Here is a 17,051-nt window from a genome sequence, read left to right as displayed (position 1 = left end):
GGTGTCCCGGGCCGCTCGTCCTTGTCGTAGTCGGGGGTCGGGGCGGCTGCTCAACCCATCCGGCGCGGACCGATGTCGAACCTGTTGGGTTCCGGCCCGATCCGAACCCGTCCGTACAGCACGGCCGCGCCTTCCGGCGAGGCCAGTACCGGTTCGCACTGCAGCTCCCGCACCTCCGGCAGGTCGTCGCACAGCGCCGAGATCCGTTGCGCCAGTTCGGCCAGCGCGCCCTTGTCCACCGGTTTGCCGATATCGCGGCCGCCCACGGTGCCCGACAGCAGCGGGGCGGCGCGGGGCGCGTCGATGAGTTCGGCCGACTCCGCCTCGGTCAGCGGCAGTGCCCGGTAGACGCGGTCGCCGAGCAGATCGATGATGGTGCCCGAGAGCCCGAAACTGATGACCGAACCGAACGACGGGTCGTCCTGCACCCGGAAGGTGCAGCCCACGCCCTTGGTCGCCATGCGCTGAATGTGCACCGGATTGCCCGAGATCTCGCTCAGGTCGGTGAACGCGCGCCGCACCGCGTCCGGGCGCCACAGATCCAGCCGCACCCCGGTGAGATCCGGTCGATTGCGCCACATTTCGCCGGTCGCCTTGGCGGCCACCGGAAAACCCAGCTCCTCGGCCGCGTCCACCGCGGCGTCGGCGTCGAGCACCTCGCGGAACTCCACCACGCGAATCCCGTAGCAGCCCAGCAGTTCCGCGGCCTGCAGGTCGGTGAGCCAGTGCGCCGAGTCCGCGTTCATCCACTCCGCCACCAGTTCCCGTGCCCGCGCGGTGTCGACGCCGCCCGGACGGACCACCGGCGACAGCGGTCGGGTACGCCAGTCGGCGTAGCGGCGCGCCCGGGCCAGCGCCCGCGCGGCCCGTTCCGGATCCCCGTAGGAGGGAATGGAACCGCGCTCGAGAATTCCGCCCAGCCCGCGCGTAGCGAGCAGGTTGGGCATGCCCTGATCGGCGACGAAGGTGGTGAGAACCGGTGTGGCGGGATCGGATTGGGCGCCGGAGCGAATGGCCTCGGCAAAGGAGACGACCGCCGCCGGCACCGGCGGCGAATAGATGACGATGACCGCGTCCACAGCCCGGTCGGTGACCGCCGCGGCGACGGCGGTCAGGTAGTCCGCCGGACTCGCCTGCGGCCCGAGGTCGGTGGGCTCATCGACCTCGAGTCCCTCCCCGCGCGCCGCGTCGACCGCCAGCCAGCTCAGCGCGGCGCTGTTGCCGATCACCGCCAGCCGCGGCCCGGCGGGCAGCGGCTGATAGGCCAGCAGCATGGCGCAGTCGAAAAGCTCGGTGATGGAATCGACCTGGATGATCCCGGCCTGCGCGAACAGATTGCGCACCAGCGACCGGTCCAGGTCCCGGTCCCCCTCCACCCGTGCGGCATAGCGGCCGCTGTTCACGGCCACAATGGGTTTGGTGTGCGCGACCCGCCGCGCGATGCGGGAGAACTTGCGCGGATTGCCGAAGGTCTCCAGGTACAGCAGCACCACATCGGTGTCCGGATCGCTGTCCCAGTACTGGAGCAGGTCGTTGCCGGAGACGTCGGCGCGGTTGCCGGCGGAGACGAAGGTGGACAGTCCCAGCTGCCGCGCCGCCGCCTCACCGAGAATGGCCGCGCCCAACGGTCCGGACTGGCAGAAGAATCCGATGCGCCCGCGCCCGGGCAGCACCGGTGCGAGGGTGGCGTTCAGGGCGATCCGCGGATCGGTATTGGCGATACCGAGCGCGCTCGGCCCCACCACCCGCATACCGTGCGCCCGCGCGGCGTCGACCAGCTCCCGCTCGGCCTGATAGCCGTACGGACCGGTCTCGGAGAATCCGGCGGTCAGCACCACCAGCCCCTTGACGCCCTTGGCCATGCAATCGTCGAGCACCGACCCGATCTCGGTGGCGGGCACCGCGATCACCGCCAGATCGACCTCGTCGGGAATGTCGCGCACCGTCGGATACGCCCGCACCCCGCGCACGGCCGTGCGATTGCGGTTCACCGGGAACACCGGCCCCTGGTAGGCCCCCGACAGCAGATTGGCCAGCACCGCGCCACCCACCCGGCTGGTCGACGGCGTGGCCCCGATCACCGCGATGGACTTGGGCGACAACAGGTTCCCGACACTGCGCGCCTCCGAGGCCCGCTCCCGCGAATCTCGCACCGACAGCAGCGCCTCGGTGGGGTCGATGGCGAACTCCAGATGCAGCACCGACCCGTCGCGGCTGCGCTGCACCTGATATCCGGCGTCCCGGAACACCTGCACCATGGCATTGTTCTCGGCCAGCACCTCGGCCACGAAGGTCGCGAAATCGTTCTCGGCCGCCGCACCCGCCAGATGCTCGAGCAGAATCGACCCCAGCCCACGCCCCTGATGGCCGTCGGCGACCACGAAGGCCACCTCGGCCGCACGGGGTCCCGGCCGATCGGCCAGGTACTCGTAGCGGCCCACCGCGATGATCTCGTCGCCGAGCTCGGTCACCAGCCCGACCCGGTCCCGATAGTCGACGTGCGTGGTCCGGTACAGATCCTTCGGCGTCATGCGCGGGTACGGACCGAAGTACCGCAGATACCGGGTGCGGTCCGACAGCCCCTCGTGGAACCGCTCCAGCGCCTCCGCGTCGTCGGGGGTGATCGGCCGCAATCCCACCACGCCACCGTCGGAGGCCAGCACGTCGGCGAACCAATGCTCCGGCGGCGAAGGCGGATTCACGGGTGTGCCGGGCGTGTCCGAGGGCAGGGCCGGGGCGGCGGAGTCAGTCACGGGGATCCTCCGGATCCAGGCCGAGCAGGCCGAAACTCGCCCGGCGCGTAGCCAATACGGATATGTCGAGAGCCCGGCGGGCGCGGTCGGCGCGCTCGTCGCCGGTGTCGCGGCCGCCCCCGGGGCCGTCCCAGCGCGCGAAGCCGATATCCGCGCCGTCGCCCATGCTCTCGGGCACGGCGACCATGGGCGCGTAGGCGCCCACCTGCTCACGCCACTGCGGCGGCGTCGGGGTGGCGGGATCGATGGTGCGGCCCAGAGCCGTTGCCAGCAGATGGGTCCAGGCCCGGGGCACCACCCGGATCAGCCCGTACCCGCCGCCGCCGACCGCCAGCCAGCGGCCCTCGGCATACCGGTCGGCCAGATCGCGCATGGCGATGAAGGCCGCGCGCTGACCGTCCACCGTGAGTTCCAGATCCGCCAGCGGATCCTCGCGGTGGGTGTCGACCCCGCACTGGCTGATCACGATCTGCGGCCGGAACGCCGCCAGCGCACCCGGCACCACGGCATGGAAACCGCGCAGCCACAACGGATCCCGGGTGCCGGGCATAATGGGCAGATTGATGGCTGTCCCCTCGGCCGGACCCGAACCCGTCTCCTCCGGCCATCCGGTGTTGGGCCACAGCGTCGCCGGGTGCTGATGCACCGAAATGGTCAGCACGCGCGGGTCACCGTAGAACACCCGCTGCACGCCGTCACCGTGGTGCACATCCACATCGACATAGGCGATGCGGTCGAACCCGTTGTCCAGCAACCACGAAATCGCCACCGCTACATCGTTGTACACACAGAACCCCGCTGCCGAGGCCGGCATGGCGTGATGCATACCACCACCGATGCTCACCGCCCGCCGGGTGCGCCCGGCCGCGATCTCCTGCGCCGCGGCCAGGGTGCCGCCCACGATCACCGACGCCGCCTCGTGCATGTGCGGGAAGACCGGATTGTCGGCCGAGCCGAGTCCGTAGGGCGGTGCGGTCGGAGCGGGTCCGGGAGGTTGATGAGCGTGCTTGACCGCCTCGATGTAGTCGTGGGTGTGCACCCGCAGCAGTTCCGATTCCGCGGCCGCCCCGGGTGTGATCCGCTCCACTCCGTCGAGCAGTCCGAGCCCCTCGGCGAGCGCCATGGTGAACTGCAGCCGCACCGGCCGCATGGGATGCTCCGGGGTCCAGGTGTAATCGAGGAACCGATCGGACCAGACGACGGTTCCATCGCCGGCAACGGTTCCATCGCCAATGGGGGTTCCGTCACCACGAACTCGGCCAGGCATACCTGCCACGCTAATGCGTCGCACGAGTTCGTAGTCTTTGGACACCGCAATGCTGTCGTACCGGGATGGCAGGGTATCGCCGACGCTGTGTGCGCACGGAGAACCCGCAGGGAACACGCTGCCCGTCCTGGGTGTTGACAGTAAGTTCGCGAAATAAGCTGTCGCCCGGTGCAGCCGCCGTGCATGGGTAGAATTCGTGCCGACGAAGGGGTTTAACAGGTGAAGGATCTGGTCGACACCACGGAGATGTATCTCCGTACCATCTACGACCTCGAGGAGGAGGGTGTCACGCCGCTGCGCGCGCGCATCGCCGAACGTCTCGAGCAGAGCGGCCCGACGGTGAGCCAGACGGTCGCGCGGATGGAGCGCGACGGCCTGCTGACCGTCGCCGGTGATCGCCACCTCGAACTGACCGAGAAGGGCCGCGCCATGGCGGTCGCCGTGATGCGCAAGCACCGGCTCGCCGAGCGATTGCTGGTCGACATCATCGGGCTGGAGTGGGAGAACGTGCACGCCGAGGCGTGCCGCTGGGAGCACGTGATGAGCGAGGAGGTCGAGCGCCGCCTGGTCGAGGTGCTCAACCACCCCACCACCTCCCCCTACGGCAATCCCATTCCGGGTCTGGACGAACTGGGCCTGCAGGCCAATGCCTCCGCCGACGAGAAGCTGGTCCGGCTCAGCGATCTGCCGACCGGGCAGGCGCAGGCCGTGGTGGTGCGGCGGCTCTCGGAGCACATCCAGACCGATCCGGAGACCATCAATCAGCTCCGGGAGGCGGGCGTGGTGCCCGATGCCCGCGTGACCGTGGAGACCAAACCGGGTGCGGTGATCATCTCGGTGCCCGGCCATGAGGGATTCGAACTGTCCGACGAGATGGCGCACGCCGTCCAAGTGAAGTTGGTCTGATACGTGAAGCTTCTGGTTACCGGAGGCGCCGGCTACGTCGGTGGCGTCTGCGCGCAGGTTCTGCTCGAGGACGGCCACGAGGTCGTGGTCGTCGACGATCTGTCCACCGGCAATGCCGACGGCGTTCCAGCCGGGGCCAAGTTCGTCGAGGGCGATATCGCCACCGCGGGCGCCGAGCTCATCGCGGCCGAATCCTTCGACGGCGTGCTGCATTTCGCGGCCCAGTCGCTGGTCGGCGAATCGGTGGCGGCGCCGGAGAAGTATTGGCACGGCAATGTGGTGAAGACCCTCGCGCTGCTCGAGGCCATGCGCGACGCGGGCACCCCCCGGCTGGTGTTCTCCTCCACCGCGGCCGTGTACGGCGAGCCGAAGCAGGTGCCGATCGTCGAGGACGCGCCCAAGCAGCCGACCAACCCCTACGGCGCGTCGAAGCTGTCCATCGACTACGCCATCACCTCGTACGCGGCGGCGCACGGTCTGGCCGCGACCAGCCTGCGCTATTTCAATGTGGCCGGCGCGTACGCCGGGCTCGGCGAGAACCGTGTGGTGGAAACCCATCTCATCCCCCTGGTGTTGCAGACCGCACTGGGTCATCGTGAGTCGATCTCGGTGTTCGGCACCGACTACCCGACGCCGGACGGCACCGCGGTGCGCGACTACATCCACATTCGCGATCTGGCGCAGGCGCACCTGCGGGCGCTGGCGCAGTCGCAGCCGGGCGTGCACCGCATCTTCAATCTGGGCAGCGGCACCGGTTTCTCGGTGCGCGAGGTCATTTCGGCGTGCGCGCGGGTGACGGGCCTGCCGATCAATTCGGTGGACGCGCCGCGCCGTGCCGGTGACCCCGCCGTGCTGATCGCCTCCAGCGCCAAGGCCATCGCCGAACTCGGCTGGCGGCCCGAGCACACCGATCTCGACGAGATCGTCTCCGACGCCTGGGATTTCCTGCGCTCGCTGGGCGACCGCGCGCACAGCGCACGCTGAGTCCGCGGCGCCGGCCGCATTGTCATCGCGGCTCCGGCCCGAGGTGGATGCCGAGTTCGGCCGCCGCCTCCCGGCCGGAGTCCGCGAGGCGGCCCAGCCGCTCCGGTCGCAAACCCGTCTGTAAGCCGAGGTCCAGCAGCATCGCCATGCGGTGCTTCGGATCGGCGGCCAGCGCGGCGTCCAGCGCTACGCCCGCGAGCGGGCCGTCCCCGCGCGTGTAGGCGCAATAGCCCAGCAGTGCCGCCGCTTCGGCGCGATCCGGATCCGGCAGCGCCCGCGCCAGCTGCAGCCACAACGCCTCAGCACCGTCGGCGCGCGGGCCCGGGGCGAGCCCGAACATGATGTCGCGCAGCGCCGAATCCCGCAGGGCCACGGCCACATCCGCCACCTCGGCCGGCGTGAGCCGGGCACCGGTCTCGACGCGTTCCAGGTAGCGCAGCACCCGGCACACCTCGAGCCGCAGCTGTACGCGCGGATCGCCGCGCTGCACAACCCGGGCCAGCCGCCGGGCCGCGGCGGCGACCGCCACCTCCAGGGCGGTGGCGGTGGCGTCGCGTGCCACCGGGTCGACGGCGAGGATATCGGTCAGCTCCCGCCGGGAACCGCGCAGCGGACGGCCCGCCAGCACATGCTGCAGCGTTACCATCGAGGCCGCCGGATCCGATTGCAGTCCGCGCGACCACGGTCCGGACAGCGTCCACCACGGCAGTTCGGCGCCGATGGCCTGCACCGCCCAGGCCCCCGCCAGCTGCACGGCGTCGACATCCAGCCGATGTTCCAGCGCCGCAACGAGATCGTGGTGCTTGCGCGCCCGCACGCCCCGGTGCTTGCGGGTCGGCACTGTGGCCCGGTCGTCGACGACGAGGGCCAGCGCCGCGACGGCCCGGTGCCGCACGCAGATGCCCGCGACCCGCTCGACCAGCATCCCCATCGCACTCCGCCCGGGATTGTCCAGATCCATCCGGGTCACCACCTCGACCGCCGCGGTATCCGGCGACGCCTGATCCGCTCGCAGCACCGTCACCACCAGCGACCGTGCGGGCATGAACCCGAGCATTGCCGGGACGGCCGCGATCAGATCGCCGGGCGCCCGCAGCCGCGCCCCGGGCTCGCCGGGATCTTCGAAGGGAGGATCGGCAGCAGGCTCGGGACGATCGGGTGGCTCGGGCTCGACAGCCGACTTCGGCTCGACGGGTGGGGTGGGTTCGACGGGTGGCGTGGGCTCGCTGGGTGCGTTCATGCCGTCGAGAGTGCGCCGCGCCGCAGACCGCCCCGGGCGGCCGACCTCGGGTTTCGCTGAGGCTGTGGATGTTTCGGCGCGCCGTGGACTACTCGGCGAGCCCCGGGCGGGTAGGGCCGCGAGCTGTCGGTGCCCGCTGCTACCGTGCGCCCGAACCGCCGGACCCGAACTTGAAATAGATTCGTTTCATTTTGACCGAGCGGGCGCGGTCACACTGTTACAGTCCGCCTCGGCACTGGTCCTGCGCCGTGCCGGAAGGAGTGTCCTGCACAGTGCCGGAAGGAGTATCGCGCCATGCCGAGCACGATTCATCACGGCCGGGACTCACCCAGGATCTCCAGGTAGTGCGGATTGGACATGATGCCCAGGACATTGCCGAACGGGTCCACCACCGAGGCCGTCACGAACCCGGTCCCCTCGCCGCGTTCGATGATCGGCTCGTAGACGGTGGCTCCCATGCCGAGCAGCCGCCCGAAGGTGGCCGCCACATCGTCGACATGCCAGTTCACGATCTGACCGCCCGGGACATCCGGGTGCGAGGGCGCGAACTTCCTGTTGATGATCCCGAGCTCGGCCTGGTAGTCACCGATGCGGAATTCGTAGTACCCGCCGGGCACGGTGAAATACGGTGCGACACCGAGCAGTTCGCTGTACCAGTCCTTGGCCGCCTCCAGATCGTCGGCGAAGTAGTTGACGGTGGCCATTCCACGCAGCATGGTCGCTCTCCTGGGTCGAGGGTGGTTCTCGGTCTGAATCCATCATCGCGCTCAAAGTGCTCACCGAATGAGCACTTTACCGGGCAGAATTCCGGATATGCGCGCGGATCGACTGGTGGCCACCCTGCTGTTCCTGCAGACCCGGGGACGGGTCACCGCGGCGGAGGTCGCGGCCGAGCTCGAGGTGTCGGTGGCGACCGCGCGCCGGGACCTGGAGGCCCTGTCCACGGCCGGGATTCCGATCTACCCGCAGCCCGGACGCGGCGGCGGCTGGGCCCTGGTGGGCGGTGCACGCACGGATCTCAGCGGCCTCACCGCCGCCGAGGCCCAGGCCCTGTTCCTGTTGCTGGGCCCGGTGGCGACGGCCACACCCGCCACCAAGTCGGCCCTGCGGAAATTGTTGCGCGCCTTGCCGCAGCCCTTCCGTACCGAGGCCGAGGCGGCGGCGGGCGCGATCGTGGTGGACCCGGCCCGCTGGGGCGAATCGGACCAGCGGCCGCCCGCGCTGGTGGAGGAGTTGCAGCGAGCGGTGGTGCGCCGCCGCCGGATCCGGTTCGCCTACGACCGGGCCGGGCGGCAGACCGAGCGGGTGGTCGATCCGTGGGGCCTGGTGGACAAGGACGGCAACTGGTACCTGGTGGCCGGAACCGAGCACGGGCAGCGGACCTTCCGCGTGGACCGGATCGCCACCCTGGCGATCACCGACGAGATCGCCCGCCGGCCGGAGGATTTCGACCTGTCGACCGCCTGGTCGGAGGTGGTCGAGGAGGTCGAACGGCACCGCTCCGCCCTCTCGGCCACCGTGCTGATCCAGGCTGCGCTCGCGCCGGTGCTGCGCAAACAGCAAGGGCGGCACTGCGTTCTGGACGGTATGACCGGCGACGGGCGGGTCCGGGCCCGGATCACCGCGCCGACGCCGCTCATGATCGCCCAGCAGTTGGCGGGCTGGGGCGCGGCTCTGGAGGTGGTCGAGCCGGAGTCGGTGCGCGCCGAACTCGCCCGGCTGGGCGCCGAGCTGGTGCAGCGCTACCGAACCGGCGAGTAACCGCTTCCCTGTTATGCGATAACCGAATCATGTTGCAGCAGTGGCGATTTCGCTCAATTGAGCGGCCCGCCACTGTTACAGTCCGCCCGGCGCGACCCCTTCAACGCGCCGAAAGGATTCACCCATGAGTAATCAGCTCTCCCCGGATCTGCGACGGTCCGCCGCCGGCGCCTGCGCGGTCGCGGCGCTCGCGGTCGTGGCCGGGTCGGTACTGGCCGCCCCGGCCGGGGCGGCGGTCGACAACATCAATGTCGCCGGGCTCACCAGCGACAAGACGTGCTCTGTCGCCAACGGCTGCTCCATCCAGGCCTCGCTGTCCGGCTCCGACCAGCTCAGCCCGGTCGACTTCCTGGTGAACGGCGCGGTCATCGGCACCCTCACCCCGACCTCGTACGGCGCCGGCGCCGCGGCGAACATGCCCTGGCATCCGACCTCCGACGGCACCTACACCATCGGCGTCCGGCAGGGCCTGGCCCAGGCGACCATCGTCTACGTCGTCGGCCAGGGTGGTTCCTGCCCGCCGGTTTCCTCGCTGTTCCCGGGCTCGTCGAGCAGCGGGTCCGCAGGCAGCGGCTCGGCCAGCGGCTCGGGCGGAAGCGGTTCCGCGGGCAGCGGCTCGGCCAGCGGCTCGGGCGGAAGCGGTTCGGCGGGCAGCGGTTCCGCGTCGGGGTCGGCCACCCCGCTTCCCGTCTGCTGATCGGGCCCGGGAGCCGAAATGGGCAGAGGTCGGCTCCCTCGGGTCTCAGCCCTTGCGAACCTTGCGCACCGCGGTGGTGAACAGGGCGTCGAGGGCCTCGCTGTCGGAGGTGGACCCGGAGGTCATGTACGTCACCGCGATTCGCACATCGCCGATCTGACCCACCAGCGTCTGCATGGTCCTGGTGAGACCGGTCGCACTCTTGTCGGTGCCGACCGTGCGGCGCAGCGCGAGTGAGTCGTCGGCATCGACCGGCGGCGGCGGATCCAGCTGCGTGGTCACCACCGAGGTGACGCCGGAGTGCCCGACACGCACGGTTCCGCAGCGCTGCAACTGATCTCGCAGTGCCGACAGCGGTCGACCCGACCGGGTGAGCGCCACGGTGAGGGTGGCGCGGGTGGTGTCGTCGGTGCCGACGGCCACCGCCGGGCCCGCGGTGGGCGTGGCCGGTGCGCAGGTGTTCGGATCCACTTGTGCACCCGGCAGGTAGCCCTCGAGATCATTGGCGGCCTGGCTCGAGGCCTCGGCGGGCAGCACGATCGCGGGGTACCGCGACGGGAATTGCGAGGGATCCGGCAGCAGTTTGGTCAGACCGGTGTCGGAGCCGGCCGCCGGCACCGGATTGCGGGCGGCGATCGGATGACCGGAAACCGTGGTCCCGCATGCGGCGAGCAACCCGCCCAGCGCCACGATCCCCACGGTGCGCGCGGTCCTGAGGCTGCTGCGTGCGGGGGTGCGGAAGGGCGCGATCACTCCGCCCACTATGCCGAAAATCGGCTGTTCACACCGAATGCCACGCCGCGCGGCACACTGCCGGGAATGCGTGTCCGGGCCCGGCGTGTTGCACACCCAATGCGGGTGGTGCACACCTGTCATGCGCATGAGGGACAATGTGGGTTGGTCGCGAAAGTGGGCCACGCAGGAAGGAGTACGCGATGGACTACGAGTCGCGAATGTACGAGCTGGAGTTCCCGGCTCCGCAGCTGTCGTCCGCCGACGGCTCGGGTCCGGTGCTGGTGCACGGTCTCGAGGGCTTCACCGATGCCGGGCACGCGGTACGCCTCGCCACCACGCATCTGAAGGAAAGCCTCGAGCACGAACTGGTCGCCTCGTTCGACATGGACGAGCTGCTGGACTACCGCTCGCGGCGGCCGCTGATGACCTTCAAAACCGACCACTTCTCCGACTACACCGAGCCGGAACTGAGCCTGTGGGCGCTCAAGGACACCGCCGGCACGCCGTTCCTGCTGCTGGCCGGGCTGGAGCCGGACCTGCGCTGGGAGCGGTTCGTCACCGCGGTGCGCCTGCTCGCCGAGCAGCTGGGCGTGCGCCGGACCATCGGTCTGAGCGCGATTCCCATGGCGATTCCGCACACCCGTCCCCTCGGCGTCACCGCGCACGCCTCCGACTCCGATCTGATCGGCGATCACCAGCGCTGGCCGGGTGAGCTGCAGGTGCCGGGCAGCGCCTCCTCGCTGCTGGAGTTCCGGATGGCCCAGCACGGGCACGAGTCGGTCGGTTTCTCGGTCCATGTGCCGCACTACCTGACCCAGACCGCCTACCCGGAGGCCGCGCAGACGCTGCTGGAGAACGTCGCCGAGAACGCGGGCCTCGAACTACCGCTGGCCGCGCTCACCGATGCCGCCGCGCGGGTGCGCGAACAGGTCAACGAGCAGATCGCCGGCAACTCCGAGGTGGAGACCGTGGTGGCGGCGCTGGAACGCCAGTACGACAGCTTCGTCACCGCCCAGGAACGCCAGTCCAGCCTGCTGGCCAGCGAGAACGACCTGCCCACCGGTGACGAGCTGGGCGCGGAGTTCGAGCGCTTCCTGGCCGAGCAGGCCGGCTACGCCGACGGCGACGGACCGGAGAACCCGCCGCTGCGGTAGTGGTCGCTACCGGCGTCCGCGGGGGCGACCGGTAACGTTGGGCGGCGTGCAGCTGTCCGAATTGGTTCCCGACCGTGCCGTATCCGACGTGGACCCGGACTGGTTGTACGAGACCTTCGCCGACTGGGCGAGCTCGGCCGGCCTGAATCTGTATCCGGCGCAGGAAGAAGCGCTGCTGGAGCTGGTCACCGGGTCGAACGTCATCCTGAACACACCGACCGGGTCCGGGAAGTCGCTGGTCGCGCTGGGCGCGCATTTCGCGGCGCTCAACCGGGGCCAGCGCAGCTACTACACCGCGCCGATCAAGGCGCTGGTGAGCGAGAAGTTCTTCGCGCTGTGCGACGTCTTCGGGGCCGACCGGGTGGGCATGGTGACCGGCGACGCCGCGGTGAATCCGGAAGCGCCGATCATCTGCGCCACCGCGGAGATCCTGGCGAATCTGGCGCTGCGCGAGGGCGCTTCCGCCGATATCGGTCAGGTGATCATGGACGAGTTCCACTACTACGCCGACCCCGATCGCGGCTGGGCGTGGCAGGTGCCGCTGATCGAACTGCCCGGCGCGCAGTTCCTGCTCATGTCGGCCACGCTCGGCGAGGTCGACTTCTTCGCCGAGGACCTGACCCGGCGCACCGGCCGCGAGACCGCCGTGGTGTCCGGTTCGGAACGGCCGGTGCCGCTGAGCTTTTCGTATGTGCGCACACCCATCACCGAGACGCTCGAGGATCTGGTGACCACCAGCCTCGCGCCGGTGTACGTCGTGCACTTCACCCAGGCCGCGGCCATGGAGCGGGCGCAGGCGCTGATGAGCGTCAATGTCTCGTCCAAGGCCGAGAAGGACGCCATCGCCACGGCCATCGGCGAGTTCCGCTTCGCCACCGGCTTCGGCAAGACGCTGTCGCGGTTCATCCGCCACGGCATCGGCGTGCACCACGCGGGCATGCTGCCCAAGTACCGACGACTGGTCGAGAAGCTCGCCCAGGACGGGCTGCTGAAGGTGGTGTGCGGCACCGACACCCTCGGTGTCGGTATCAACGTGCCGATCCGCACCGTGATGCTGACCGGACTCACCAAGTTCGACGGCGTGCGCACGCGCCGGCTCAATGCCCGCGAGTTCCATCAGATCGCGGGCCGGGCGGGGCGCGCGGGCTACGACACCCTGGGCACGGTCGTCGTGCAGGCTCCCGAGCACGAGGTGGAGAACGCGCGACTCATCGCCAAGGCGGGCGACGACCCCAAGAAGCTGAAGAAGGTCCAGAAGAAGAAGCCACCCGAGGGTTTCGTGTCCTGGTCGGAGGACACCTTCGACCGGCTGGTGGCGGCCTCGCCCGAGCCCATGGTGTCGCGGTTCAACGTGACCAACTCCATGCTGCTGAATGTGATTGCGCGCAAAGGCAATTGCTTCTACGCCATGCGACACCTGCTGGAGGAGAACCATGAGCCGCGGGCCGCGCAGCGCAAGCACATCCTCAAGGCGATCCGGCTGTACCGGGCGCTGCGGGACGCGGGCGTGGTCCAGCAGCTCGACGAACCCGACCGGTACGGGCGACATGCCCGGCTCATGGTCGACCTGCAGCGCGATTTCGCGCTCGACCAACCGCTCTCGCCGTTCGCGCTGGCGGCACTGGAACTGCTCGACAAGGAGTCGCCGACCTACACCCTCGATGTGATCTCACTGATCGAGTCCACCCTCGAGGATCCGCGCCAGCTGCTCATGGCCCAGCAGCACCGGGCGCGCGGCGAGGCGGTCGCGGAGATGAAGGCCGACGGGATCGAGTACGAGGAGCGCATGGAACTCCTCGAAGAGGTCACCTGGCCCAAGCCCCTGGCCGCCGAACTCATCGAGCCCGCGTTCGAGACCTACAAGGCCGGGCACCCCTGGGTGTCGGAGTTCGAGCCCTCCCCCAAATCCGTGGTGCGCGAGATGGTCGAGCGATCCATGACCTTCGCCGAACTCGTGTCGGGCTACGAGCTGGCCCGCTCCGAGGGCGTGGTGCTGCGGTATCTGGCCGACGCGTATCGCGCGCTGCGGCGGACCGTGCCCGAGCAGGCGCGCACCGAGGAACTCGACGACATCACCGAATGGCTCGGCGAACTCATCCGGCAGGTCGACTCCAGCCTGCTCGACGAGTGGGAGCAGCTCACCAATCCCGGTGCGGAGTCCGACGATCAGCAGGTGGCGTTCGGGGCCGAGACCGTACGGCCGATCACCGCTAATGAGCGCGCGTTCCGGGTGCTGGTGCGCAATGCCATGTTCCGGCGGGTGGACCTGGCCGCGCTGCGGCGCTGGGACGCGCTGGCCGAGCTGGGCGACGAACTGGACTGGGCGGCCGAACTCGGCCCCTATTTCGACGAATACGAGACCATTGGGACCGGTCCGAACGCCCGTGGACCACAGCTGTTCCGGGTCGAGCAGCGGCCGGGATTCTGGGATGTCCGGCAGGTGCTCGACGACCCCAACGGTGACCACGGCTGGTTCATCGACGCCATCGTGGATCTTGCCGAGTCCGATGCCGCGGGTGAAGTGGTGTTCGACGACCTTTCGGTCACCGCGGGCTGACTTCCGGTGACCGTGGGATGAGCGGCGGGCCGCTCCCGGCGGTCCGAGGTCACGGTCCCGTAAGACGTCGCGCGGGGCAGACGAACGAATTCCGGCGTTAGAGTGACGTAATCGATCGTCCACCGGTTCGTTTTTCGAGGCCCAACGCGTGTATCGTCTCGCAGGTTGCCTGAGTCCCTGCCGTTGCGGCCGACAGAAAAGAGTTCCCTTAGATTGCCCGGTCGAAACATGCCCGAGTCACCCTGTCTGGTCATCGACCTCGACAAGGTCCGCGCGAACTACCGCGCACTGCACGCCGCACTTCCCGCGGCACGAATTCGCTTCGCCGTCAAGGCGAGTCCCGTGCCGGAGATCATCCGGCTGCTGAACGACGAGGGCGCGGAGTTCGACGTCGCCAGCGTCGGTGAGATCGAGCTCTGCCTGGCGCAAGGTGTCGATCCGGCCGTCATGTGCTACGGCAACCCGATCAAGAAGGCTTCCCAGATCGCCACCGCCTACGCGGCGGGCGTGCGGCGCTACGCCTTCGACACCGAGGACGACCTGGAACGCATCGCCGAGCACGCGCCGGGTTCCGAGGTCGAGTGCCGGTTCCTGTCGTCGGCTCCGCAGTCGCAGACGCCGTTCGGGACCAAGTTCGGCTGCGCGCCGGGTGAGGCCAAGCGGCTGCTGGTGCGGGCGCACGATCTCGGCCTGACCGTGGTCGGCCCCTATTTCCACGTCGGCTCGCAGCAGCTGGACCCGAAGGCCTGGGGCATCGGGATCGAGCAGGCAGGCGCCATCGCGGAAGCGTTGGCGGTCAAGGACATTCCAGTCACGGCGGTGAATATCGGTGGGGGACTTCCGATTTCGTACGCCGATCCGGCTCCCGGACTCGCGGAGCTGGGCGCGGCCATCGCCGAGGCGGCGAGCCGCTTTCTCCCGGAACACACCGAACTCGTCGTGGAACCCGGTCGCGCCCTGGTGGGCAACACCGGTGTGATCCACGCCGAAGTGGTGAATGTTCGCGTAGCGCCGGACGGGCGGCGCTGGGTATACCTCGACATCGGCCGCTACAACGGCATGGCCGAAACCGAGAACGAGTACATCGCCTACCGATTCCAAACCGATCGGGACGCGGATCCGAAGGACGAAGCTGTGGTAGCTGGTCCGACGTGTGATGGCGACGATGTACTCTATCAACGCACGCGTGTCCTCCTTCCGACCACGTTGCGAGCCGGTGATCCCATTCGGATCCTCGAGACCGGCGCCTATACGGCGAGCTATTCGTCGGTGTCCTTCAACGGTTTTCCGCCTTTGACTGTCCATGTCACTGGCGCTGAGCGAGAGTGAGTTTTAGCCATGATCACGGCAGAATTCACCGGCTGGCACGTGCTGGCCGAGTTCGGTGGTGTCGACGCCAGCCTCTGCGACGACCTCGAACGACTCGAAACCGCGCTTCGAAAATCGTTGGTCGCCGCGGGGGTGACCATCTGCGATGTCGTGAGCAAGAAGTTCGAGCCGCAGGGTGTCACCATCCTGGCCCTCCTGGCCGAGTCGCATGCCTCGATCCACACCTACCCTGAGTCCGGCGACATCTTCGTCGACGTGTTCACTTGCGGCAGCATCGGTTCCGGCGCCACCAAGGCCGTCGAACTGCTGCAGCAGGAGCTGTCTCCGGGTTCGGTCAACATCGAGGTCATCCAGCGCGGCCACACCGCCCGCCGGATCCACGAGCCGGTCGGCGAGGGCCTGACCCGGGTGTGGAACACCACGGAAACCATCGTGGACACCAACACCCCGTTCCAGCACATGGTGATCGCGCGCACCGAGCAGGGCATCTCCCTGTTCTCCGACGACGACCGCCAGTCCACCGAGTTCTCGCAGCTCACCTACCACGAGGCCATGCTGGTCCCGGGTTACGCGCTGGCCGAGAAGCTGGACAAGGTGCTGATCATCGGCTCCGGTGAGGGTGTCGCCTCGCAGATGTCGGTGGCCGCGGGCGCCTCGCTCGTCGACCACGTCGACATCGACCAGCTGGAGGTGGAGCTGTGCGCCGAGCACCTCCCCTACGGCTACAGCCAGGCCGATCTGGCCGAGGCCGTCGCACAGACCGGCCCGATCAAGATGCACTACGCCGACGGCTGGGACTTCCTGGCCAAGGCCGAGGCCGCGGGCGTGCGCTACGACATGATCTGCATCGACCTGCCGGACGAGCGGGTCGAGGACGCGCAGCACAACCGCCTCTACGAGGACGACTTCCTCAACCGCTGTAAGGCGCTGCTGGCCGAAGGCGGCGTGCTCGCCGCGCAAGCCGGCTGTCAAACCATGTGGCGCAACGAGACCCTGAAGCGCTCGTGGACCCGGTTCCACAACCTGTTCGAGACCGTCGTGCCCTACGTCAGCGACGAGCACGAGTGGACCTTCATCTTCGGCACCCCGAAGGCGATCGCGGATCCGGTGGCCAAGATGACCGTCACCCTGGCGACCCTGCCCTACCGGGCCGAGACCATCGACGCGCAGGCCCTGGTCCGCGGCGCGATCGAGCCGCACGCGCTGCGTGTGGGCGTGAGCGTCTAGTCGATCAGCTCCACCTAGAAGCGCCTCCGCACGGGAGTCGCGGGTTCACACGGTCGTCGCAATACTCTCGATTTGAGAGGTTGCGGCGACCGTGTCGTTTTCGGAGCCCGCTCACCTGCGCGGCTCGCTGACCTGGGACCAGGGCTGCGAGAACGGCCTTCTGCGCCAGTACTTTCCGAAGGGCACAGATCTCGCCGTCCACAGCCCCGAAGACTCGAATGCGTCGCCCAGCAACTCAGCGACCGACCACGCAAAACGCTCGGCTGGGATACCCCAGCCGAGCGCCTCGCTATGCTCTTGTCCACCGCCAACCAGCAGCGGTGTTGCGGCGACCCCTGTAATCCGCGATCGCCGATCAGGGGGCCGCTCGCGGAGTCTGCCCGTTTACGCCTTGCCGGCGCGGATGGATTCGAACACGTTGGGGTCCACCAGGGTTGAGGT

At 69.0% G+C, this 17,051-nt stretch carries 13 protein-coding genes and 1 pseudogene; 9 read left to right on the top strand and 5 right to left on the bottom strand.

The features are described from left to right. Positions 1-50: 50 nt before the first annotated feature. Both ACFXHE_RS38900 and ACFXHE_RS38895 read right to left on the bottom strand, forming a co-directional pair. Positions 51-2,753: a GNAT family N-acetyltransferase gene (locus tag ACFXHE_RS38900; RefSeq protein ID WP_379389915.1), complete on the bottom strand. Its 2,703-nt coding sequence runs from the start codon at positions 2,751-2,753 to the stop codon at positions 51-53. Then, positions 2,746-4,020 (bottom strand): acetoin utilization protein AcuC, encoded by a 1,275-nt coding sequence (locus ACFXHE_RS38895; RefSeq protein WP_379389913.1) that lies wholly within the window; start codon positions 4,018-4,020, stop codon positions 2,746-2,748. Before ACFXHE_RS38895 ends, ACFXHE_RS38900 begins: the two co-directional genes overlap by 8 nt. 219 nt (positions 4,021-4,239) lie before the next feature. Between ACFXHE_RS38895 and ACFXHE_RS38890 the strand changes: the two genes are divergently transcribed. Both ACFXHE_RS38890 and galE read left to right on the top strand, forming a co-directional pair. After that, on the top strand, positions 4,240-4,926 hold the full coding sequence (locus tag ACFXHE_RS38890; RefSeq protein WP_354837046.1) for an iron dependent repressor, metal binding and dimerization domain protein: 687 nt from the start codon (positions 4,240-4,242) through the stop codon (positions 4,924-4,926). 3 nt (positions 4,927-4,929) lie between these two features. Beyond that, positions 4,930-5,910, top strand: coding sequence for a UDP-glucose 4-epimerase GalE (galE, locus tag ACFXHE_RS38885; RefSeq protein WP_379389911.1), 981 nt, complete (start codon positions 4,930-4,932; stop codon positions 5,908-5,910). Positions 5,911-5,932: 22 nt separating this feature from the next. On the opposite strand, the gene ACFXHE_RS38880 is transcribed toward galE, so the two are convergent. Both ACFXHE_RS38880 and ACFXHE_RS38875 read right to left on the bottom strand, forming a co-directional pair. Continuing rightward, positions 5,933-7,150, bottom strand: a complete 1,218-nt coding sequence (locus tag ACFXHE_RS38880) for a DUF4192 domain-containing protein (RefSeq protein ID WP_379389909.1) — start codon at positions 7,148-7,150, stop codon at positions 5,933-5,935. Between the two features lie 311 nt (positions 7,151-7,461). Then, positions 7,462-7,866 carry a VOC family protein gene (locus ACFXHE_RS38875; RefSeq protein WP_379389907.1) on the bottom strand — a complete coding sequence of 135 codons (405 nt, stop codon included), beginning with the start codon at positions 7,864-7,866 and terminating at the stop codon, positions 7,462-7,464. 97 nt (positions 7,867-7,963) lie between these two features. On the opposite strand from ACFXHE_RS38875, the gene ACFXHE_RS38870 reads away from it, so the two are divergent. After that, entirely contained in the window at positions 7,964-8,911 is a 948-nt protein-coding gene (locus tag ACFXHE_RS38870; protein WP_379389905.1) for a helix-turn-helix transcriptional regulator, read from the top strand. A 124-nt stretch (positions 8,912-9,035) separates the two neighbouring features. Continuing rightward, entirely contained in the window at positions 9,036-9,608 is a 573-nt protein-coding gene (locus tag ACFXHE_RS38865; protein WP_379389903.1) for a hypothetical protein, read from the top strand. A gap of 45 nt (positions 9,609-9,653) precedes the next feature. Here ACFXHE_RS38865 and ACFXHE_RS38860 read toward each other — a convergent pair whose 3' ends face one another. After that, positions 9,654-10,361: a sensor domain-containing protein gene (locus tag ACFXHE_RS38860; RefSeq protein ID WP_379389901.1), complete on the bottom strand. Its 708-nt coding sequence runs from the start codon at positions 10,359-10,361 to the stop codon at positions 9,654-9,656. A 182-nt stretch (positions 10,362-10,543) separates the two neighbouring features. Here ACFXHE_RS38860 and ACFXHE_RS38855 point away from each other — a divergent pair, with 182 nt between their 5' ends. The 5 genes and pseudogenes from ACFXHE_RS38855 to ACFXHE_RS38835 form a co-directional block, all read left to right on the top strand. Further along, positions 10,544-11,497: a PAC2 family protein gene (locus ACFXHE_RS38855; RefSeq protein ID WP_354837060.1), complete on the top strand. Its 954-nt coding sequence runs from the start codon at positions 10,544-10,546 to the stop codon at positions 11,495-11,497. An 88-nt stretch (positions 11,498-11,585) separates the two neighbouring features. After that, a complete protein-coding gene (locus tag ACFXHE_RS38850) occupies positions 11,586-14,054 on the top strand; it encodes a DEAD/DEAH box helicase (protein WP_379390029.1) in 2,469 nt (822 codons plus the stop codon). A 228-nt stretch (positions 14,055-14,282) separates the two neighbouring features. Beyond that, positions 14,283-15,383 (top strand): type III PLP-dependent enzyme, encoded by a 1,101-nt coding sequence (locus tag ACFXHE_RS38845; RefSeq protein ID WP_379390027.1) that lies wholly within the window; start codon positions 14,283-14,285, stop codon positions 15,381-15,383. Between the two features lie 12 nt (positions 15,384-15,395). Next, positions 15,396-16,610 carry an adenosylmethionine decarboxylase gene (gene speD / locus ACFXHE_RS38840; RefSeq protein WP_379390025.1) on the top strand — a complete coding sequence of 405 codons (1,215 nt, stop codon included), beginning with the start codon at positions 15,396-15,398 and terminating at the stop codon, positions 16,608-16,610. Positions 16,611-16,716: 106 nt separating this feature from the next. After that, positions 16,717-16,916: pseudogene (locus tag ACFXHE_RS38835) on the top strand (transposase); the annotation flags it as partial. Positions 16,917-17,051: the final 135 nt, after the last annotated feature.

It is taken from the genome of Nocardia sp. NPDC059229 (genome assembly GCF_042754165.1).
Taxonomy (GTDB): Bacteria; Actinomycetota; Actinomycetes; order Mycobacteriales; family Mycobacteriaceae; genus Nocardia.
The sequence above is the reverse complement of the archived record's forward strand: the minus strand, read 5'-3'. Positions and strand labels throughout refer to the sequence as shown.